Source organism: Arthrobacter sp. D5-1, from assembly GCF_017357425.1.
Taxonomy (GTDB): domain Bacteria; phylum Actinomycetota; class Actinomycetes; order Actinomycetales; family Micrococcaceae; genus Arthrobacter.
The window spans coordinates 33,658-53,854 of record NZ_CP014572.1; the positions used below are offsets into that span (position 1 = coordinate 33,658).

Annotated in this window: 14 protein-coding genes and 2 pseudogenes; 6 read left to right on the forward strand and 10 right to left on the reverse strand. The window is 58.6% G+C overall.

Annotated elements, in window-relative coordinates; all coding sequences use genetic code 11:
• Window positions 1-176: 176 nt before the first annotated feature.
• The 5 genes from AYX22_RS22195 to AYX22_RS22215 form a co-directional block, all read right to left on the reverse strand.
• Window positions 177-2,198 carry an AAA family ATPase gene (locus AYX22_RS22195; protein ID WP_207597735.1) on the reverse strand — a complete coding sequence of 674 codons (2,022 nt, stop codon included), beginning with the start codon at window positions 2,196-2,198 and terminating at the stop codon, window positions 177-179.
• Entirely contained in the window at window positions 2,189-2,671 is a 483-nt protein-coding gene (locus tag AYX22_RS22200; RefSeq protein ID WP_207597736.1) for a hypothetical protein, read from the reverse strand. Before AYX22_RS22200 ends, AYX22_RS22195 begins: the two co-directional genes overlap by 10 nt.
• The gene (locus AYX22_RS22205) at window positions 2,668-3,576 is read right to left on the reverse strand and encodes a hypothetical protein (RefSeq protein ID WP_207597737.1); all 909 of its coding nucleotides are present in this window, start codon (window positions 3,574-3,576) and stop codon (window positions 2,668-2,670) included. The genes AYX22_RS22200 and AYX22_RS22205 overlap by 4 nt, the downstream gene beginning before the upstream one ends.
• Window positions 3,577-4,001: 425 nt before the next feature.
• The gene (locus AYX22_RS22210) at window positions 4,002-4,580 is read right to left on the reverse strand and encodes a hypothetical protein (RefSeq protein ID WP_207597738.1); all 579 of its coding nucleotides are present in this window, start codon (window positions 4,578-4,580) and stop codon (window positions 4,002-4,004) included.
• Between the two features lie 530 nt (window positions 4,581-5,110).
• The gene (locus AYX22_RS22215) at window positions 5,111-6,271 is read right to left on the reverse strand and encodes a serine hydrolase domain-containing protein (RefSeq protein ID WP_207597739.1); all 1,161 of its coding nucleotides are present in this window, start codon (window positions 6,269-6,271) and stop codon (window positions 5,111-5,113) included.
• A gap of 576 nt (window positions 6,272-6,847) precedes the next feature.
• Here AYX22_RS22215 and AYX22_RS22220 point away from each other — a divergent pair.
• On the forward strand, window positions 6,848-7,660 hold the full coding sequence (locus tag AYX22_RS22220) for a zinc-binding dehydrogenase (RefSeq protein ID WP_242703666.1): 813 nt from the start codon (window positions 6,848-6,850) through the stop codon (window positions 7,658-7,660).
• Between the two features lie 267 nt (window positions 7,661-7,927).
• Window positions 7,928-8,572: a TetR/AcrR family transcriptional regulator gene (locus AYX22_RS22225; RefSeq protein ID WP_207597741.1), complete on the forward strand. Its 645-nt coding sequence runs from the start codon at window positions 7,928-7,930 to the stop codon at window positions 8,570-8,572.
• A 371-nt stretch (window positions 8,573-8,943) separates the two neighbouring features.
• Here AYX22_RS22225 and AYX22_RS22230 read toward each other — a convergent pair whose 3' ends face one another.
• Window positions 8,944-9,588 carry a TetR family transcriptional regulator C-terminal domain-containing protein gene (locus tag AYX22_RS22230; protein WP_207597742.1) on the reverse strand — a complete coding sequence of 215 codons (645 nt, stop codon included), beginning with the start codon at window positions 9,586-9,588 and terminating at the stop codon, window positions 8,944-8,946.
• A gap of 341 nt (window positions 9,589-9,929) precedes the next feature.
• Between AYX22_RS22230 and AYX22_RS22235 the strand changes: the two genes are divergently transcribed.
• Genes AYX22_RS22235 through AYX22_RS22245 form a run of 3 tightly spaced genes read left to right on the forward strand, consistent with a single transcriptional unit; the run spans window position 9,930 to window position 15,660 of the window.
• A complete protein-coding gene (locus AYX22_RS22235; protein ID WP_242703677.1) occupies window positions 9,930-11,177 on the forward strand; it encodes an MFS transporter in 1,248 nt (415 codons plus the stop codon).
• Between the two features lie 40 nt (window positions 11,178-11,217).
• Window positions 11,218-13,353, forward strand: coding sequence for a hypothetical protein (locus AYX22_RS22240; RefSeq protein ID WP_207597744.1), 2,136 nt, complete (start codon window positions 11,218-11,220; stop codon window positions 13,351-13,353).
• A 45-nt stretch (window positions 13,354-13,398) separates the two neighbouring features.
• A complete protein-coding gene (locus AYX22_RS22245; RefSeq protein WP_207597745.1) occupies window positions 13,399-15,660 on the forward strand; it encodes a glycoside hydrolase family 3 C-terminal domain-containing protein in 2,262 nt (753 codons plus the stop codon).
• A 960-nt stretch (window positions 15,661-16,620) separates the two neighbouring features.
• Here AYX22_RS22245 and AYX22_RS22250 read toward each other — a convergent pair.
• From AYX22_RS22250 to AYX22_RS24375, 3 genes and pseudogenes are all read right to left on the reverse strand, one after another.
• Window positions 16,621-17,745, reverse strand: a complete 1,125-nt coding sequence (locus AYX22_RS22250) for a zinc-binding dehydrogenase (protein ID WP_338045624.1) — start codon at window positions 17,743-17,745, stop codon at window positions 16,621-16,623.
• Entirely contained in the window at window positions 17,672-18,097 is a 426-nt protein-coding gene (locus tag AYX22_RS22255) for a hypothetical protein (RefSeq protein ID WP_242703679.1), read from the reverse strand. Before AYX22_RS22255 ends, AYX22_RS22250 begins: the two co-directional genes overlap by 74 nt.
• 54 nt (window positions 18,098-18,151) lie before the next feature.
• A pseudogene (locus AYX22_RS24375) lies at window positions 18,152-18,298 on the reverse strand (hypothetical protein); the annotation flags it as partial.
• A gap of 162 nt (window positions 18,299-18,460) precedes the next feature.
• Between AYX22_RS24375 and AYX22_RS22260 the strand changes: the two are divergent.
• Window positions 18,461-19,495 (forward strand): zinc-binding dehydrogenase, encoded by a 1,035-nt coding sequence (locus AYX22_RS22260; protein ID WP_207597748.1) that lies wholly within the window; start codon window positions 18,461-18,463, stop codon window positions 19,493-19,495.
• Between the two features lie 319 nt (window positions 19,496-19,814).
• Here the strand turns inward: AYX22_RS22260 and AYX22_RS22265 are convergent.
• Window positions 19,815-20,057: pseudogene (locus tag AYX22_RS22265) on the reverse strand (helix-turn-helix transcriptional regulator); the annotation flags it as partial.
• Between the last annotated feature and the right edge of the window lie 140 nt (window positions 20,058-20,197).

Sequence of the window (20,197 nt, forward strand, 5' to 3'; positions counted from 1 at the left end):
AAGCCGAAAGAAGCAAAGACAGGCTAGGCAGGTAGCGCCGCTGGGGCAGGGGAGAAGCCTGGGAAGCTTCGCAGGCGTTACTCTCTACCTTGATCACAGCAGGTTCTATTACTAGCTCGAGAAGTGCGGCAGAAGGCATCGAGCAGGAAGTGGGAATCGCTAGTCTAGGGCTCTTGTTATCGCGTAAGAATCCGTTGACCATCGGGAATATCGATGAGGTTATAGTCTGAACCCTCCAACATCTTCAGCAGAGTTTGCCGGCTCTCGCTAGTGGCGAAGATGATTTGTGAACCGCGCCGGCCTTGGTCGCCGGCTTCCTTGAGCAACTGAGCATAGCTTTCAGAAGCGGTCTCCTGTTGCTTCGGTTCGTCGAAAATAAGCAAGCCCAAGTGGTTACCCCCTTCTTCGTCGCTTACACGCAGTACAGCGAAGAGGTAGGACCATATGACACGGATCATGTCGCTAGCGGACAGGTCAAAGCCCAGTTCGTAACCTTCGTGAGCTGGCCGGTAAGTGTCGCGGCTGACCTCAACCTCTGCTGGCTTCAACGAGTGGAAGTGATACCGACGAAGTTGATCTCGAAGGTATTGCTCGACTTTCACGAGCTTGGACTTATCGGATTCTGTTAGATCGGACGCCTTCAGCGCCTTGAGTGCTTCGGCCTGTTCCTTGTGGCTGACGGATAGACTTCGCAAAAGTTCCCGGGGCTTTTCGAGGCTTCGCTGATGCTGTAGAAGCTTGTCGAGCTGATCCTGCAGCGCATTTCGCTGAGATATTTCAGCAATAGACGTTGCTCGTTCGGGGCCCAGCAGGGCCTCCTTAAGGCGTCGTACTCTTTGGCGAAGCCGTTCAAGAGAGTCGCGCATGCTGCGTTCTCTGACTCGCATAGCGTCTAAGGTGCGTACGACATCGTCCCGGGCGGCTGAGAATGTCGAGCATTGTCTATCAATGAACGCAATGTTTTCATCGACCGTCATTGGATGCGTCGAGATGTCCATCCCGTCGTTCACCTCTTGGTGGCACGTCGGGCAAGTGTGGTCTTCTGCGAGGGACTTTGCATGTTTGGCCCCGAGGCGCACCAAGAGGGCTGCATCTTTGTGGCGCTGCAAGTCCTCATTCAATGCCTCCAGTCTGATGTCCAACTGGCTACCTTGCTCTTGCAAGGCGTTTCGTTCTTCTATCAGCAGAGCCAGTCCGGTTACCAGGAGGCGGACGGAGTCTTCCGCCTCTTCCAGCTCTTTTTCGAGACTTGCAGAGTTTGGACTCGCTGTCGGAGCGGCCTCCTTCTTGGCGATCCCTTGTCGGAGTCGCGCGATAGCTGACTCCAGTGGCAACCATGTCCCGTCCACGAAAGCGGTGGGCGAAGCGCTATCCTCTTCCAGCGAATCTGCTATGCGGTGTGGTTCACGGGAAATGGCCACTCCGGCAGCAATGGCGGTGTTCTTGAGGTCCGTGAGGGCAGCTCGCCACGAGCCTTCCAGCTCGCTGATGTTAGAGGAGAGCCGCTGTCGCTGAAGAATGCGCTCAAAGACATCTAGACCGAGAACATATTCGAACGATCGCTTGCCTACCTCGCGGATTCCGAAGTAGGTAGGAATCCTCGCTTGCACACCGGACCAGCCGTGCTTCTGTTCAACGTAGAAGAACGGGAAGAGGCACTCACTATACAGTGGCTTCTCGCTACCATCCATGTAGGAAACGAGGGGGAGATTCCATCCCAGGAAGTTCGTTAGGAAGTGGTGGAATCCACTTTCCCGCTGTGCCGCTCCTGCCATCCGGACAAAGTAGTCCTCAGTCTTGAAAGTACCGCCTTGGGTGAGGGCGGGACCGTGCTCAACTGTGATGACCGTATTCTTGGTTTCTGCATTTTTCACCTGCCTTGTTGCGGTGATGACCTTTTCCTCGGCGTTCTCAAACTCCAAGGAGACCCAGGATCTGAGAACGCGTAGCTCCTTGTTATCAACCGTCACACTGTCCGTCATGGAATGCGGCAGAGGAACCTCGCGTCGAGGGCTGAGCATGCCCTCGAGTCCGAGCGCGTAGATAATCGCCTGCAGTGTCGTGGACTTACCGCTAGTGTTACCCGCTCTGAGTACATTCAGACCCTTGCTGAACTGTACGGTGCGGCCTACTTCACCCTCACTAGTTACAGCTGTTAGCTTGACGGCTCTAAGTGTTAGACGCGGTTTCAGATCCATTCGGTCAGTTCCTTAAGTGATGACTGGGTCATTTTGCGGGGCAGTTTTGAGAGGAACGCCTTTTCGACCACAAGAACCCCGGTCTCCTTCCAAACGTCCAGGGCGAGTTCATTGCCGATCGGCGAGAGTCCTATGGCGCCAGTGGAGGTGACTTCTACGAGGTTCTCGCCTAGCGCCAGGTCAACCGTGACACTCAGCGAGGGGTCGAAGCGTACTATCAGCTCGTCCGGTCTTTTGTCTCCGTCGAACCAGCGCAGAAACAGCTGCTGGCTGTCCGGCGAACGCATAGCCCACCACACTATGTGAAGGTGCTCCAGAGATGCCCTGTTGTTTCTGAAGCGTTGGAGGAGCATGCAGAGGACTGATAGGCGCCAACTGATTCGAAGATCTCCAGGGATCGCGTCATTGCGTTCTCTGAATATGGCCGCTGGTGCGTGAGCGAAGAGCTCTTCCAGCGCCTCCACGGTGTTCATGCTGCCGGCTCCTCGAAGTCCAGCGGACAACGGAGAATCCAGTCTGCAACCATTGACCAGGCCAAGGTGGTTGCAAGTCTGGCAGACACCGTGGGAATGTCTCGTTGGAGTTCAGCGGCGACGTCTTGGGCGATTGCTTTGATGTCCATGGCGCTATTTGTGAAACCAGGTGGATATTCGAGGGCCAGCATGCGTTCCTTGTCGGATTTTAGTTGCGAAACGCTCGCCCAGCTCGTTGGAAACCTTGCCCGTAGGTCTGATAGGCCATTTTCACCCAAGAGAAACTGGTGCGACAAGGAGTCGAGGTAGGTCTCCAGAGCAGCGCCCTTATAGCCTAGATTGCCAATTTTTCGGCGTGCTTCTTCAAGTAGCCCAGGATTTTTGGAACCCCAATCAAAGAGCGTTTCTTGATCCACTGGTTCCGGATCTACGAGATGCTTAGGAATAGCCTTAAGGCTGTCTCTTTCGGAGGCATAGTGATCGTCGGTTTCTACAGTGATGGCAAAGTCGTCCCTGACGAACGGGAGCGCCCAGTTTCTCACCTCATTGGCCTTCGTCTGCGCGTGGGTGACTAGGTCTTTGGAGTCGTTGCGATGAACGAGAAAAACGTAGCGGCGGACCGAAACCCCCTTTAATAATTTGCTGAGGTCTCCCTGGTTCTTTTTCAGTTTGCCTAGGTCCGTGGTCAGTTTGTCGCGCTGATGCTCATAGAGGTCCCTCACACCGAGAGGTTCTTTGGCCGCGTAGCACTGGAAAGCAACGCCGTTGTGGGTGAAGGCTTCCAGCCCGAGGTCTCCGTTGTGCCGGTCGGGCACTTCGACTAGGTCGTGGTTCGAATACCTTATGCGGAGGAGCTCGATGCAGTAATCCTGCCACTCAGTACCATCCCAATCTCGAAAACCCATCCGCCTGGCATCCTTCTACTAGCGACCGCCGACGGCCACGTTAACATATTGATGATCTTGCCACGGTATATATGGGTTTCTTGAAAGCAGTCATCGAGTTCGCTATTTCGTGACGATTGCCGGATGGCCTATTCATTGATCATGTTTAGCGGGGACGGGATCGCGGTCAGATGTTGGAGTCGTGGCGTGGTCAGTTCCCAGAGATCAGCTCCGTCGCTCGTCCCGACAAGGTATTTGCCCCTGTCGTCTCTGCCGGCGAGGACCACCTTTCTGACGCCTTCAGGTGTCATAGTGAGGGCGCATCCCACCGAACCCAACTTGGCTGACCGGGTTTCGCGCCTCAGGGGAGATGCGATGCGAGGGACTATGGGGTTGCCTATGTTGCTGAGGCTAATGATTGGGTGAGGCAAAGAGGAGTGACATCGTCACTGTTCGGGGCTGGCCGCTTGGGTGTCCCATCGTTTTTGTGCTCCTTGCCGGGTGATTCCGAAAGCTCTGCCGATTTTGTCCCAGGAGAGTCCGTCGCCCCTGGCGGCGGCCACGGCGTCGTCGAGCTGCATCTCGATCTTCTTGAGGTGCTCACCCAAGGTCTGGATGGCGTGGAGATGCAGGTCCGGGGCGATATGGGAATGCCATTGAGCCAGGAACAGCGGTTCCAAGTCTTCCCGGTCGCTGACGTAGGTGGCGTCGTCACTGGAAGGATCCCCTACGTAGATTCGATGGCGGGCGAGGTCTTCCTCGGCGGGGTCCCAGACCCGGGTCCACAGCGTGTCCAGAATGACGTGTTTCTTGAACGGTTCGCAGCTGCAGGCGACTTTCCAGCCGACCACCTGCGATGGCGGCCGCCAGGCCGGGCTGTCCGGGTCGTCCCTTTCCCAGATGGTCGTGCCGTCCGGGTTGATCAGGCCGATCTGCATGTGCTTTCCGCCGGAGCCGTACATGCCGTCGGCGAAGACGCAGACAACATAGCCCTCGTGGTCGCTGCCCTCGGTGAACCAACCCATCGCGCTTCCCTTCATTGGCCTCCGGTCGCTACAGTGATCAGTATGCCTGATAGCAACCAAAGTTGCCAAGATGTATCAGCCTAGGCAACTCTACTTGTCATAATATCCGTTATCGGCGTTTGAAAACGAGCGGGGAAGTGCCTTGGGAAGGGGCCGTTTCCTAGCGTCATGACATGACGTTTCTTTCTGAGTTCCGCGGTCAGAACCGCTTGGCCAACGACGCCTCGGCTGGAGAAGATCGCAGCGATTCCAACGGCTCCTCTCTTTCCTAGCGCTAGTTACTAGCGCTTCTTGGTACCTCGACTGGCCGCGTAGACGGACTGTGCTGCGTCGAGCACTGGGAGGTAGTTTAGTGAACGTCATTCTGAGATTCCGCAGCGGCTTTGTTCTTGAGGTCCGGCCTGGTAAAGCGTGCCGATGAGTGACCCGTCAACTTTGGTAGCTCAATGCTTGAAGCATTCCGTGCACCTCGGGAACGGCTAAGTTCTGCCGGTCCCGAGGTGTTGACGGAAGTGGGTGGTTTTAGACTTTTAGACTGCTGCTACGGTGTTTTTCTTTTCTGCTGCGACATCGCGGACTGCCTTTGCGATGGTGACATACGACGGTGGCGGTCCCATCTGCATATTGTTGTGAGTGATTGCTACGGCAAGGCCGGTGTTGATTTCCGCCCATCCTACGGAGGAACCTGCCCCGGGCATCCAGATAGTGTCAGAGTGCGGGGTGATGATGGGTATCATGCCCGGCGTGTCGTCGCTGAGGTAGTAGCCATAAGCCGAGACCGGGACTTTCATGCCGAGGTACTCGTCGATTACGTCGTTGTTGGGTCGCGGAGTGAGGAAGGCTTCTACACGCTCGGCGGACAGCAGCCGTACTCCATTTATCTCACCCTTATTCGCAAGCAGCGCCCAGTGGGCGGCCATCGACCTTGCGTTGGTAATCGAACCTGCGCCCGGATCGACAGTGCGCCGCGTGATCTCTTGGTTGAAGACATGGGCTGAGGGGTGCACTTCGTGTGGCATGCCCCGAAAAAATAGAGGGTAAGGGGTTGATTCCGGGATCTCGCCACCAACGATCCTGGCGAGACGGTGATCCTCCTCCGGGGGCAGACCGAAGAACAGATCCGTGGCCCCGATGGGGGCCAGTAGTTCCTCCTTCACGACCTGGTCGAACGGTCGCCCTTTCGGGTCGGTCCGCTGGACAATCTCGGCGATGATCCAGCCCCATCCGAGGGCGTGATAGCAGTTGGTTCCGATTGGGTACGCCGGTTCCATCTGCTCGAATCCGTGGATCATCCAGTTCCAATCTGCCTTGAGCTCGGGGGTGACCCCCTCCGGCATCCAGGGCACGCCCGACTGGTGGGTTAGGACGTTACGAACGGTGATCTTTTCCTTGCCGTGCTGACCCCACTCGGGCCAGTAGTCCACGATGGGCGCGTCGTAGTCGATGAGACCTTTCTCGGCTTGAACGTGAAGGGCGGTGGAAGTTACACCTTTAGTGACCGAAAAAGGGAAGAAGAGGCTCTCGGAATCGACTTCGCGTCCTGTGTCAGGATCGGCGATTCCGCCAAAAGTATCAACGATCAGTTCGCCGTCGAGATAGGCGGCAACCTGTAGGCCAACTTCTGTAGAGTTCAGGGCCTCATCGATAGCCGCCTCAATGCGAGGATCTGTGAGCTTTTCGTTATTGGACACCTTGATGTGTTCCTTTCTGTTGGTGGGCGAGGTAGGAGGACCCAGTAGGCAATGGCGGTCGCGGTTAGCAGGTGGAGTAGATAGCACTAGGACAGGGCCCAAATCAGGTGCCGGAGACTTTTTGCGGCACCAGGCCGGTGTGATGCGGAACACTTTATGCTTTAGTAGACTCACTGTCTACTGAATAGACCGGAAGTATTCTCTGCCAGAAGCGATGGAATTGAGGTTCACATGCATGGCGTTGTTGTGAGAGATGGGCACACTGAACTGGTCGACGACCTGCAGGTCCGCCGCCCTGAAGCAGGAGAGGTGACAGTCCGTGTCCTCGCTTCGGGCTTGTGCCGAAGCGACCTCCTTCCGATTGACGAGCCTTCTGGCGCTCCTATGGTCCTGGGGCATGAAGCAGCCGGAGTTATCGAAGCGGTCGGTAGTGCCGTTGACGGGCTGGAAATCGGGCAGATGGTTGCCGTGACGTGCCCCGTCCCGTGCAACAACTGCGACGCGTGCTCACGCGGCCTCTACACGGCGTGCGCGTCAAGCTTCGGTTTCGGCGAAGCGCCGTTCAGCCGAGATGGGTTGCCCATTCTCGCTCTAGCACGGGTTTCGTCGCTGGCCGAGTTCATCACCGTCGACCAGTTCCAGGTACATCCCGTAGCATCGCTGTCCGCCCCAGCGGCAGCCTTGGTTGGCTGCGCTGTCAGTACGGGCTATGGGATGACGCGCAACGTGGTCGAACTGAAAACCGGTGAAACTATCATGGTGTTTGGTGTCGGCGGAATCGGCATCAACAGCATCCAAACTGCCCGTCTCATTGGTGCAAGAAGAATCATTGCTGTCGATATCAACGAAGAAAAGGAAGCGGTGGCGCGAAAGTTCGGAGCCGATGAATTTATAGCAATCAAGCCAGGCATGGCCAGTGAGAGCATCGTGGCTGAGGTCAGGCATGTTGCTCCCGAGCAAGTGGATGCCGTTGTGGACTGCACCGGCCAGGCCTCCGTTCTGGAGGCTGCTCAGCTGCTCCTCAAGGCCGGGGGACGTCTTGGCCTCGTCGGGATACCCCACGCCGGCGGCACAATGAAGCTCGACATTAACAACGCCATGTACCGGCACATCACCGTCCGCGGTGCATTGAATGGAGCGTGCAACCCGTTCACCGATGTGCCTGACATCGTGCAGCTCGCCGAGCAGGGCCGCTTGGACTTGGAGTCCCAGGTATCGCATGTCTTTCCGTTGTCTGAATATCAGGAAGCTGTCGACGCGCTCCGTCAAGGGAGAGTCCTGCGCGCCGTGATAGAGATGCCATCCGGGACCAAGTACAAAAAGATTAATCGGGATACTCCAGAAAATGCGGACCAGTATCACGGATCCGAGAACCCCTTCCGCAACTAACATTGTCAAGACTGTGCCACACAGACCAGGGCCATCGGCCCCGGACTGATCGGTCCTAGAGGAACCCTTCCCCAGCCCTTCGCTACCATCGGTACGAATCGAGGGCCGAATGGTATGTCCGGTGCGAGTGTAATGTCCCTCTTCGACGGACTGAAAAGCGCTGCGAGGTGCTCGGCCAAAAGAGCAGCTGTGCTGCGGTGGCCCTTAGACTGGGTCCTTGCTCGGCCGAGAAGTTTCGATGATGACAGGTGGCTTACTATGCCGTCCATGCGCGCAGCACAGAAGGCTTTTACGCGCCAAAGGCTTATTGAGGCTGCCCAAGCATCATTTGTTAACCGGGGTTACTTGGGTACGACTGTCGACGCCATCACGAGCGATGCGGGAACAACTCGAGCTACCTTTTACCTCCATTTCGCGTCCAAAGCTGAGATTGCCAATGCTGTGTGGGAAGCCTATGTGGACAGCCCCACTCAGCTGCTCTGGAACGATCTAGGTCCGATCATTGCCGGCGTGGTGGCGCAGCCTAACCTCTTGAAGACGGTGTGGTTCCCACGAGTCGTCGAGCACTGGGACGAGAGGGGTCTGACCATCCACAGCCTGTGGCACGCGCGTGCGTTGGAACCTTTGTTGGACGCCGAACTAAAAAGAACGAAGCATCGCGTGGCAAATACGATTTGTGAAGCGCTCATGGGACTAACTGGGTATTCTCGAGCGGCACTTCGCATTCGTGCCACCGCGGCATTTGAGTTGCAAACTCAAATGTTCTTCGACTGGATCAGCGGTGACATACCGCTGGCTATGGACGATGTTATTGATGCACTTTCAGACGCTTGGTTGGCGTTGCTCGTGACACCTGTTCGTACCCCTCCAAGTGACGGGTCACCATCCAGCTGCCAGTCGGGAGAAGGCTGAAATCCTCCTCCACTCCTCGCCTGGCGAACTGATCCACCGGCACAGGACGGGACCACGTAAGGGCGCCCCATCCTACAAAACTTATGCACTAGCCCCCTCCGGCCAGAGCCGGTTTCGATCAAGCGTAGTTAGCCTGCAGGTGCCGCGGCGCATCGCAACGACGCTTTTGCAGCCCGAGTGAAGCGAGGACTCTCTGGCAGCGCGACTGCGCTGCCACCGTCCGGGGACACGGCACTTGACCCCGCGGTCGCCTCGCTTGGGGCGCAAACCAAAAGCATGCCCGGTCGAGCGCTCGAACGGGCATGCCGTGCCTCGGACGATTTCTCAGCCGCCATATAAACCATTCAGCTCTTGACACTCCAGATTCCCGGCTAAATGCTGGAAACGAGCTCCTCCATGGCTCGCCGTGCAGCCATGAGATCCGTGCGGGCCAAGCCTTTGTAGGCCTGCTCAACCTCCCATTCGAGGTCGATTGAGGGGTCAACGAGTTTCTGCATCTGCAGCCCGTCCCACACCGCAATCATCTGTCGTGCGAATCGCTCCGGGTCCACATCCGGGTGAGCCTCTCCGGCGGCTTGAGCCTGCCGCAGCAAAGCTGTGAAGTAGCGGCGCACGCCCTCGTTGTGCTTTACGAACCAAGCGTGCGCAGGATGGTTAGGGTCTGCGGCATTAGCTGCTTGGGCCGTGTGAAGTTGCAGCCGATTGGGGTGCCCTGCCGAGGTGCCCGTGATCCTCGAGAACGGACGGCTCTCGGACAATTCTGACGCAGGGAGCTTCCAAAATTCTCGTTCATTAGCGTGGTCAGCCTCGTCGAGCGCCAGGACGAAAAGGTGATCCCGGGTTGGGCAATGATATGCGACGGTAGCTTCACTCAACCCTGTGCTCTTAGCTACAAGAGCTACCGTGACTTTCTCGTGGCCATGTTCGACAACGAGCTCGAGTACTGCCTGTCCGATTTCCTCCCTGCGCTGCCTAGTCTTCGCGTAGGGGCCGCGTCTGCTTACTTCCTCATCCATGGTATCGATACTATCCCATGAAAACAACGTTGAGGAGCGGTTTTTAGCGCATTTACCCCGCCAAAAAGGGAGATGTAGTGACTTGACTAACACCGGAAACACGGGCAGGATACTTTTTGACCTGAAATTGTTCTGTTCGACGAGGAGTAGAAATGTCTGTTGCATCTCCGCCGCCAGCGTTAGTGTCCGCCATTGAGGAACCAAGTGTTCCCGGCACATCCGCGAAGTACCTGCACGGGAGACCATGGCGGGGATACCTAACTTGGTATCTGTTCGCGGCCCTCCCGATCTTTGCCCTGTGGGGCGCTATGTTGGGCATCGTCTTGCCTAACCACGTGCAGATGATCGAGTTCTCGCGATGGTTCACCGGAGCGGATGCGGGGGCCAACCTCGTGGAGTTGCAAGCACTGAAAGCACAGGTGGATGCCGGCGAGATAAACCCGACGGCTGACCAATCCCGGTTGCTGAACCTTCTGGCGCAGTTTGATGCGTCACGTGCTCAAAGTCTTTCGATTGTGACGTCGATCGGCGTTTTCGTTACTATGCTGGTCCAACCCGTCGCGGGAGTCCTGTCGGACCGGACCCGGTCGCGGTGGGGGCGCCGCGCACCATGGATGGCAGGGGGCGCGATTGCTGGCGCCCTGGCCCTTGTGGCTCTGCGCTACTCGACGACCATCGCTCTGCTGATCCTCTTTTGGTCCCTCGCTCAGCTACTGCTGAATGTTGTCCAAGGTCCTTTAACCGCGACGGTGGCTGACCGTGTCCCATCCCAGAAGCTAGGAGTCGCTTCGTCCATCACAGGCCTGGCAGGAATGCTAGGGGCGGTCTTGGGGTCAGTGGCCGCGGGAATCCTGTTTGGGATGATCCAACTGAACACATACCTTGTTTTTGCGATAGTAATTCTCGTATTTATCGCGGTCTTCATTCTCCGGGTGCCCGACCGCTCCTCCCGGGATCTCGAGGTCGAGCCCATCAGTTGGAGCGGTTTTTTCAAGTCCTTCCTGATCCCCTTGAAAGACGGAGATTACAGGTGGGTCTGGGTCGCAAAGGTCGTCATGATGTTCGGCTATGGCACAACCACCGCTTTCGGCTTCTTTATGCTGCAGAGTTATGTACAGCCCGCACTGAGCGCGGCCGAGGCGACCGCTCTGGCACCCATTATGGGTTTGGCCGGAGTGCCCGGGATGCTCATTTCGATGGCAGTTGTTGGTAAGTGGTCGGACAAGATCCAGCGTCGCAAACCGTTCGTATTTTGGACGTCGGTCCTTTTGGCAGCCTCTATGGTTATCCCGCTCGTGTCTCCTACCGTTCCAGGCCTGATCGCTCAGTCCGTCGTGGCAGGATTCGCGTTCGGCGCTTACCTGGTCGTTGATCAGGCACTGTTCATCGATGTGATCGTTGACAAGCGCAACGCTGGCCGGGACCTGGGCATGTCGGCCCTCGGCGGAAACCTTGGTCAGGCCCTTGGTCCTATTCTTGCAGGCGTGCTGGTCGCCGCGGCCGGTGGCTACGGAATCGTGTGGATCGTGGCCATCCCGATCGTGCTGGTCGCCGCGGCCGCGATCCTGCCAGTAAAACGAGCCAGATAACCAGCGCGCACCCAATCCCTCCGATATAAGGAAAAACTGCATGCCCATTGATCGACAGTCCGTTGTGAATCGGCACCGCGTAGAATTGAATGCCCTCGACCCCGGCGTCGTGCTGACGGTCGGTAACGGGGATTTCGGCTTTACCACCGATGTGACCGGTCTGCAAACCTTCACCGACTGGCATGAACCCGTCATGAGCGTGCCGGATGAGAACGCGCCACGGGTGACCAACACGTGCACGATGTCCAGTTGGGGCTGGGACGAGCACCTCAACCCGGATGGCTTTGAACTGGCCGAGGCCATGACCGAATACGAGACCCAACGCGGACCAGTGCCTTACCCGGACCGGCCCTCTCTGTCGGCTCTCGTGTCGGGGTCCGTTGAACGCCCGGACCTGGCCGGGTTGTGGTTCGTGCAGAATCCGCACCGCATAGATCTCGGCCGGGTGGGTTTGATCCTGAAGCCGCAGCCGGGAGCCGAACCGGAAACGGATCCATCTGTCATAAAGAATCTCAACGCTAGTCTAGATCTGTGGACGGGGCTGATCACGAGCCGCTTTGACTACCTCGAGCAGCCGGTGGAAGTCATCACGACCGCCCACGGGCAGCAGTCGACGATGGCCACGCGCGTGACTTCACCGCTGCTGGCGACCGGGCAGATCGGCATTGGATTACGGTTCGGGTTCGGCAGCACAAACTTCGTTCGGCCGAATGACTGGGAGGCCGAGGACCGGCACAGCAGCGTTTTGGAGATGGCATCGACAGATCGAGAAGCCACCATTCGTCGAACCCTTGCCTCTGCCAAGTACGACGTGGACCTGCACTGGTCAGCAGGGCGACTGGCTCAAACCGGCGCACACAGATTCGAGCTGGCAGCAGACTCCACAACAATCGAATTCGTCGCCGGCTTCCAACCACTTGCCGGACCTGGCAGCAACTTCGCACAGGCCAGCGATACCCCAGCGACGTCCTTTGAGCAAGTTAAGGCTTCTTCTCGGGCCCTGTGGGAGGAATACTGGTCTTCCGGGGGTGCCGTCGACTTCGCTGGCAGCACCCATCCCGTTGCCGACGAACTGGAACGGCGCGTGGTGCTGTCGCAGTACCTCACTAGAGTGCACTGCGCCGGCGCCACCCCACCGCAGGAGACCGGGTTCGTCACCAACTCCTGGCTTGGCAAGTTCCATTTGGAAATGCACTGGTGGCATGCAGCGCATTTCGCCCTGTGGGGCAGACCTGAGCTGCTTGAACGCAGCCTCGGCTGGTATGAGTCCATCCATGCCGCCGCACAATCCACGGCTCGGCTGCAGGGCTATGCCGGCGCCCGCTGGCCCAAACAGGTCGGACCCGACGGGCGCGAATCGCCATCGGACATCGGAAGCCTCCTGGTCTGGCAGCAACCTCATCTTCTCTATTTCGCCGAATTGTTGTGGCATGCGCACCAAAATGACTCCCAACGCCAGGCCGACCTCACTCAACGGCTGGCTCCGCTCCTGCAGGACACCGCAGCGTTCATGGCCGACTACGCTAGCGAAGAAGGCAGTGTCTTCCACCTCGGCCCGCCACTCATGCCCGCCCAGGAGTTCTACAAGGCAACCGAAACGTCCGATCCCACCTTTGAACTGGCGTACTGGGCATGGGGGCTCGAGACTGCGCAACGTTTCAGAGAGCGCCAAGGCCTAGAGCGTGTAACCGAATGGGAGCGCGTCCGCCAGCAGCTGGCAGCCCCCACGCTCACAGACGGTCACTACGCCGCAGTCGCCAACGAAGACACCACCCGCACAGACGACCACCCAGCGATGACACTGGCGCTTGGCTTCGTCCCTCCGACCGGGGTGATCGACCCAAGCGCTATGCAGCGCACCGTGGATTGGGTGCAGGACAACTGGCACTGGGATTCGACGTGGGGTTGGGACTTCCCTGCCCTGGCCATGACCGCCGCCCGCCTTGGGCAGCCGGAAGCAGGACTGGGCTTCCTTGTTCGTGATGCGCTCAAGAACTGCTACGACAGGGCAGGGCACAATCCGCAGATGGGATCCTTCCTGCCCGTCTATCTCCCCGGCAACGGCGCTCTGCTCGCTGCGCTTTCACTTCTCCTCACGCAGGATGAACAGGCGAATGGTGTGTTCGAAGCGGGTGCCTGGCAGATCCACCATGAAGGCCTCATAGCGGCCCCTTAAAACGGTGAAACTCACCACCAGCACGATTCAAAAGAAAGAACCAACATGCACGCCTCTGTTCCGAAACTGACCCTCGACGAGAAAGCCGCCCTGGTATCCGGCGCCTCCTTTTGGCGCACTCAAGCCGTCCCCCATGCCGGCGTGGCTGCGGCCACTCTTACCGACGGACCCCACGGGGTGCGGATGCAGCGGGCCAGCGCAGACCATCTTGGGATTAACGACAGTGAACCGGCGACGAGTTTCCCCACCGCAGCCGCAACCGGTTCCACCTGGGATCCCGCACTGGTCGAGGAGATGGGGCGCGCACTGGGCGCCGAAGCCCTCGCACTGGGAGTAGACGTCCTGCTCGGACCGGGCATCAACATGAAGCGGTCCCCACTATGCGGACGCAACTTCGAGTATTTCTCAGAAGACCCGGTCCTGTCCGGCGCTCTCGGAACTGCATGGGTTTCCGGTATCCAGTCCAAAGGCGTAGGCGCGTCATTGAAGCATTTCGCCGCCAACAATCAGGAAACCGACCGAATGCGAATTGACGTTCAGGTCGACGAACGTTCTCTCCGGGAGATATACCTGCCCGCGTTCGAACAGACAGTCCGAGAAGCGTCTCCCGCCACAGTCATGTGCTCGTACAACAAGGTCAACGGGGTCCGAATGAGCGAGAACCGGTGGCTGCTCACAGACGTGCTGCGCGGCGAGTGGGGATTCGACGGATACGCTGTTTCGGACTGGGGCGCCGTTACCGACCCGGTCGCGGCGATCGAGGCTGGCTTAGACCTGGAAATGCCGAGCACAGGCGGCCTTAGCGCCGCTAAAATTGCCGCCGCCGTCACTGCCGGCAGACTGGACGAGGCTGTTCTTGACAAGGCAGTCTCCCGGATCCTGACGGTCCATGACCGACTTCGCGCGAGTCGGGGCCAGGTCAAACCTGTCGATCATGCCGCCCATCATGAACTGGCACGACGTTTGTCCATCGCCGGATCGGTCCTGCTGGCAAACGAGGGCAACCTACTGCCACTTGACCCCCGAGTCGGAGGGAAAATTGCTGTCATCGGCGAATTCGCCAGAACGCCCCGGTACCAGGGAGGAGGCAGCTCACACATGAACCCCGTGCGCTTGGATGATGCGCTTACCGCGCTTCAGGAACGAACCACTCGCGAGGTGGTCTTCGCGGCAGGATTCAGCTTTGACGGTTCGAACGAGACTTCCCTGGCAGAAGAAGCTGTCACGGTCGCGGCAGACGCTGCGGCAGTAGTGCTGTTCCTTGGCCTCCCCGCTGCAGCGGAATCCGAAGGATTTGACCGCACCCACCTCCAGCTCCCGGAGTCGCAGCTTCGCCTTGCAGCTTCCGTACTGGCTGTGAACCCGAACGTTGTGGTGGTTCTCAGCAACGGCGGCGTCGTCACCTTGGAGGGCATCGCCGGTCGTACGCCAGCGATCCTGGAGATGTGGCTGGGCGGCCAAGCATCCGGCTCCGCCGCTGCCGACATCCTGCTGGGCATCGCCGAACCGGGCGGACGTCTCGCCGAAACCATCCCCCACACCCTGGCACACACCCCCGCCCACCTGAACTGGCCGGGCAGCCACGGCTCCGTGCGATACGGCGAGGGCGTCTACATAGGCTACCGGTGGTACGACGCGACCGACCGCGACGTCGCATTCCCCTTTGGATTTGGTCTTAGCTACACCACCTTTGCGCTCACCGATCTCACCGTCACAGTGCCCGACCAGTCGCGGGCTTACGCGGAATGCGCAGTGACCATAGAGAACACCGGGGATCGGCCCGGCTCAGAAGTGGTGCAAATCTACGTCACTGATGAAATGAGTTCCATCGACCGCCCGAAGCAGGAGCTGAAGGGGTTCGCTAAAGTTCATTTGGCCCCCGGAGAGCGGCGCACCATTCGGATTGTGCTCGACGAGCGGGCCTTCGCATTTTGGGGTCCAAACGGGTGGACAGTGGAACCGGGCTCATTCCAGGTGCTCGCCGGAACGAGTTCCCGACACCTTCCAGTTCAGAGAACGGTGCGCCTGGACGTTCCCGTACCCGGGGCAGTCCTCACCCCGGAGTCAACAATCGCTGAGTGGCTTGCACACCCCGCAGGGCATGCCGTTCTCCAGCCGATGCTCTCAAAGATGGGTCCCACTGCAGCAGCAATCGATGACGAGGAGATGCGCCACTTGGTGGGCTCTATGCCGCTGCGCGCACTCTTTTCCCTCGCCGCTACCCCTGGTTCCGACCCGGATGCGGTTGTCCTCGATCTCATCGGCCAAGCAAACGACCGGACCCAGCAGGCTTTGGCGACGCATTGAGTTCCGTACCCGCCGGATTCTGGCTGGAGGCCCTTAGACGGCAATCGCCATACGGATCTCTCCTGGCCGGGTCTAGGTTTCGCAGTGGGGGTACCGGACTCACCTCCTAACTGCGAGGACCGGATACCACCTGCTTTACGAATGGGGCCACTGGGAACCGATATTGGGACTTATCGCCGTGGACAGGAACACTTTTCAGCAACATTGCCAAATCAAGCTTCGTTTGGTTTGGCAATGTTGCTGCTACATACGGCGCTGCATTATGGTCCCGAGCTAAGAGGACGTGTCTGCTGTTCCATCCTTGCCACGTGAATAGTGCGCCAAAACGCGCAAAGCACCGACGCCAGTGGGGCTCGGAGTTGTCGTTCAGGTAAGGGAACGACGAGATTCCAGCCGATGACAGGGACCTCACGTCGTGAATGCGGGCGGCATTAGAACGGGGACTAAAGAAAACTAAGAAACGGACAACAGTGGATCAAACGCTGCAATATAAGACCACAGTGGATGCGCACACGCCCCCTCAAGAATCTCTACATACTGAGGATCCCACCCCTCATTTGCGTCTCCCGCCAGGGGTGGTTGAAGTGATCGTGAAAAATGCATCCGACCTGAACGAAGTGCTAAACGAAGCAATTGACTTCCTGGCTCCGTCCACCATGGTGAATAGGGTCGGCGTCATGGTTACCCGTATCGGCGCAGGGCACTACGTGGTTCGCGCCCACCCAGAAGTCCCGTTCGGTCTCGTGCGCCAGCGATACGAATAAGCGTCCCCCTCCGAATCGGCTGGAAGGGGGTGGCTGCTCTTCAACCCATACCCGACAGGGTGCGTGGGCTAAGCATCGCCGGATAGACGGTTCTTGATCAGATCGTCCTTAACGCGCCCGATACATCGAGATGTAAGGGCAGGTGGCGTTGCACACGCAACGCCACCTGCCCTTATATAGGTTCTGTCCTAAGCCCTTAGAGGAAAGATTGAACGATCTTTCCCCGCACCTTTCGGTCAGCCATGGCAGTGAGGGCAGCTGGTACCTCTTCGAGCTTGACTACGCTGGAAACCATTGGGTTGAGTTTCCCTTCCTCAGTGAGTGACAGAAGCTCAGACATCATCGCAGCAAGATCAGCGCGCGAGCGGTCGTCACCGGCGCTGTATGCAGCACCAAGGGCTATTTCATGCACAGATGGTCCAATTGAGAAGGGGGGAACAGTTGATATGTCGGGCCGCCCTGCGGTGGTAGCGATACCGCCGCCGTGGACCAGCAGTCCGAGATTGGCCGTTGCCGATTCCGAACCGACTGTATCCAACACGGCATCCACCCCGCGGCCGCCGGTTAATTCCCGGACACGGCTAACAATGTCCTCGGACTGAAAGTCAATAAATTCATCCGCGCCCAAGGAACGAACGTGTTCTGCGTTCCGCCCCGAATCGGTGGCGATGACTCGTGCCCCGGCAATGGATGCAAGCTGCACTGCGAACCCGCCCACTCCGCCTGCCCCACCGGTGATTAACACCGTGTCATCCTTGGACACGTGTAAGCGACGAATCATGGCCTGGTAGGCGGTTAGGCCAGCCGAAGGAATTGCGGCAGCGCTGATCGGATCAATTGAAGCCGGGACAACTGCTACAACCGTAGAATCGGCCACTGTGTATTCCGCAAATCCGCCGCGCTTACTAACGTTTCCGTGAAAGGCCACACGCTGGCCGGTCGAAACGTTGGTGACGCCTGCGCCGACCGTGTCCACGATCCCTACGACGTCCAGGCCCAGAACTGCCGGCCACTCCCAGTCAGGCATACCATAATGCGCCCGTTGATAGTCCGAAGGATTCAGCCCGCACGCTTCGACCTTTACCCGGACCTCCCCGTGATCGGTCTGGGGAAGCGGAAGGTCGGATATGCGGAGGGTGTCGGGAGTCCCGACCTGTTCGAGAACTAGAGCTTTCACGAGAGATTTTCCTTTTCTAGGAGGGGTAGGGCTAGGGGTCGCTCTGCGGGCAGAAGAGAGCCGGGGTTGCTTATTGATCCTGCTTAAAAATTTCGTTCGAGGCAGTGGCCCAAGCGCCGACCAGGTCGAATGCTTCGGGCTCACGGCACCACATCATCTGAAGTCCGATGAGAGTCGAGTAGGCGTGGATTGCGCGCGCCCTCGACCTATCGTTAGCGGAGGCATCAAGCACGGCCAGGCGATCAATGGCACGCCGATCGCGTTCCATAAGGTGTTTATGCGCGGGGTGTGCCAGCGAGAGAGACTCTGCCTGCAGCACGAGTAAGAATCGGACAAGCTCAGGCCTGCGAACGTTTGCCCTAACTGCTGCCGCGCAAACATCTGCCAGGGAAGTTTGTCCGGCCCAGCTCTCGTACGGCAGGCCGCTGTCCAGTCCAAGCTCGGCTGAGAGAAGTCGTTCATCCTCCGCGTCAACGTACTCGAGGACTTTGGTCAAGAGTCCCTCTTTCGAAGCCACATGATGAAGTATCCCGGGCACGGTCAGACCGCACGTGTCGGCCACATCCTGCATTGAGAGGCCCCAATAGCCACGATCGGCGATAAGCCTAATTGTGGCTTGGATAATCTGCTCGGCTCGTGCTGCCCCGACCATGCGTGTCCGTACCCGACGAGGCGCCGCCCCTTGTACCTGTTCCATGAGCTCCCGCCGTTACTGAGTACCTAGTAGGTGATAGGTTAGCGTAAGTGGCGGCGAAAGCAAGTCGGGTTTGGGTCCCTGCTTGGGGCAGCTGAACAACCACGCGCCGCCTTGCACCGCCTAGTGACGCCGCCCGGAAGCAAACCGCGAACAGGAGTGAAATTGAAAGCAGCACTGATTACTGGTCAGTACGTATTGGAGATTCGGGACTTTTCCTTCCCAGAGTTGGCTGGACCAACTCAAGCTGTGGTGGAGATCCTTAAGACCGGGATTTGCGGGTCTGATGTGACAGCGTTTCGTGACGGGGAAGCGTATCCGCCCTTCCTCTCAGGACATGAGTGGGTGGGGCGCGTCATCTCGGTCGGTTCTGAGGTGACACATCTCAAGGTTGGTGATCGGGTGGTGGCAGGTACGCCAGCGGCGTGTGGCAATTGTCAGATGTGTCGCAGAGGTCATGGAGAGCGTTGCATCGAGCTAACAGCCCTGGCCTTCGGTACGCACCCCCACACCCCTCAGCACGGGGGCTATGCCGAACGGATCGAGGTTCCAGCTGAAATTCTCATTCCTATTCCAAGCGAAATAGGGGACGAAGCGGCAGCCATGATTGAGCCAGCCGCAGTGGCTCTTCACGCTATTCGCAGGCACACTCCTCGTATGGGGGATGTGGTTGTCGTTGTTGGAGCCGGGCCCGTAGGTCTCTTCGCCGTACAGATGCTTCGCCAATCAGGAGCCGCCCGTGTAATTGTCATTGAACCCCAGGCGCGCCGCCAGAAACTGGCATTATCTATGGGTGCGGATTCAGCACTCGCCCCGGGTCCGGAGGCACTGGAAGCAATCCAGGATGCCACGCACGGATTGGGTGCCGATATCGTCTACGACTGCGTGGGCAACGAGAAAGCACTGACTGCCGCAGTCGAATACTGCCGTTCTGGCGCAACGCTCGTGATGATCGGGGCAACTTCTGGGGCAGTCAAGGTCTCACCGCTGGCTTGGCTGGGCAAGGAACTGACGATCGCGACCTCGCTGGCTCACCTAAACCACGAGTTCCCTTTGGTCATTGACCTGATGGCTCGGGGCCGACTTAATACAGAAGCCCTTGTCGACGAAACGATTGGGCTGGGTGATCTTGAGAAGGTTCTGACCCAACTTGCAAGCGGATTGGATCGAGTAAAGGTGCTAGTTGACGCTCGCTCGTAGTCGGGACGTACGTAGCAGATCCGGAAGCGTCGGGCGGTGGGACCTGCGATGAGGGCCCGACGGATGAGGGCCCGTTCACCCGTGGGAGGCAGGAGCTTCGAGGCGTTCGCTGAGGAGCCGCTCCTGACCGCGCGCACTGCGGCCCCCTATGTCGCAAGCATGCAGAAATCCGGGGGCCGGGGCATGCCTGAAGCACTACGTCGCCAAATGACTACGCGACGAATCGGTCTACTCGACAGCACCGTCGATGAGAGAACTCTTCGTAAGGTCTACCTGGCGCCCTTGGAGGATGCTATTGCAGAGGCCGGGGCAGGAGCGTGCTGACGTTGAGTGTCCCGGCCAGGTGCTGGAGGAGGGTGAGTTTGGTTCCCGCTTGCCGTTTCCGATCAGGCTCAGCTGGCTTGGCGCCGTGCCGACGGCGGCGCTGAGGTCATCGAGGGTCAGCCCGGCCTGCTTGCGCAGATGCCGGACGCGGCGGCCGAGGCTGATGACGTCCAAGCCAACGGACACCGCGGACGAGGCTTGCGGCAAAGCTTCTCTGGTCCAGCTTCCAGGACGTCATTTTTGAAGGATACGCGAAGAAATGAGTTTCTTTCCAAGGTTTTTATCTAGTAGGGCGATTGAAAGTGCTGAAAAGTAGTGATCACGGAAAGAAACACCGCACCGGATAAGCCGGCGGGAACTGCAAAGGCGCAGTTCCCG

What these genes read in the sequence shown, in the direction of transcription:
- AYX22_RS22225 (WP_207597741.1), top strand. Translation starts at nt 7,928, where the DNA reads ATGCGCGCAGCACAGAAGGCTTTTACGCGCCAAAGGCTTATTGAGGCT.
- AYX22_RS22195 (WP_207597735.1), bottom strand. Translation starts at nt 2,198, where the DNA reads ATGGATCTGAAACCGCGTCTAACACTTAGAGCCGTCAAGCTAACAGCT.
- AYX22_RS22205 (WP_207597737.1), bottom strand. Translation starts at nt 3,576, where the DNA reads ATGGGTTTTCGAGATTGGGATGGTACTGAGTGGCAGGATTACTGCATC.
- AYX22_RS22230 (WP_207597742.1), bottom strand. Translation starts at nt 9,588, where the DNA reads ATGGATGAGGAAGTAAGCAGACGCGGCCCCTACGCGAAGACTAGGCAG.
- AYX22_RS22240 (WP_207597744.1), top strand. Translation starts at nt 11,218, where the DNA reads ATGCCCATTGATCGACAGTCCGTTGTGAATCGGCACCGCGTAGAATTG.
- AYX22_RS22210 (WP_207597738.1), bottom strand. Translation starts at nt 4,580, where the DNA reads ATGGGTTGGTTCACCGAGGGCAGCGACCACGAGGGCTATGTTGTCTGC.
- AYX22_RS22245 (WP_207597745.1), top strand. Translation starts at nt 13,399, where the DNA reads ATGCACGCCTCTGTTCCGAAACTGACCCTCGACGAGAAAGCCGCCCTG.
- AYX22_RS22235 (WP_242703677.1), top strand. Translation starts at nt 9,930, where the DNA reads ATGATCGAGTTCTCGCGATGGTTCACCGGAGCGGATGCGGGGGCCAAC.
- AYX22_RS22200 (WP_207597736.1), bottom strand. Translation starts at nt 2,671, where the DNA reads ATGAACACCGTGGAGGCGCTGGAAGAGCTCTTCGCTCACGCACCAGCG.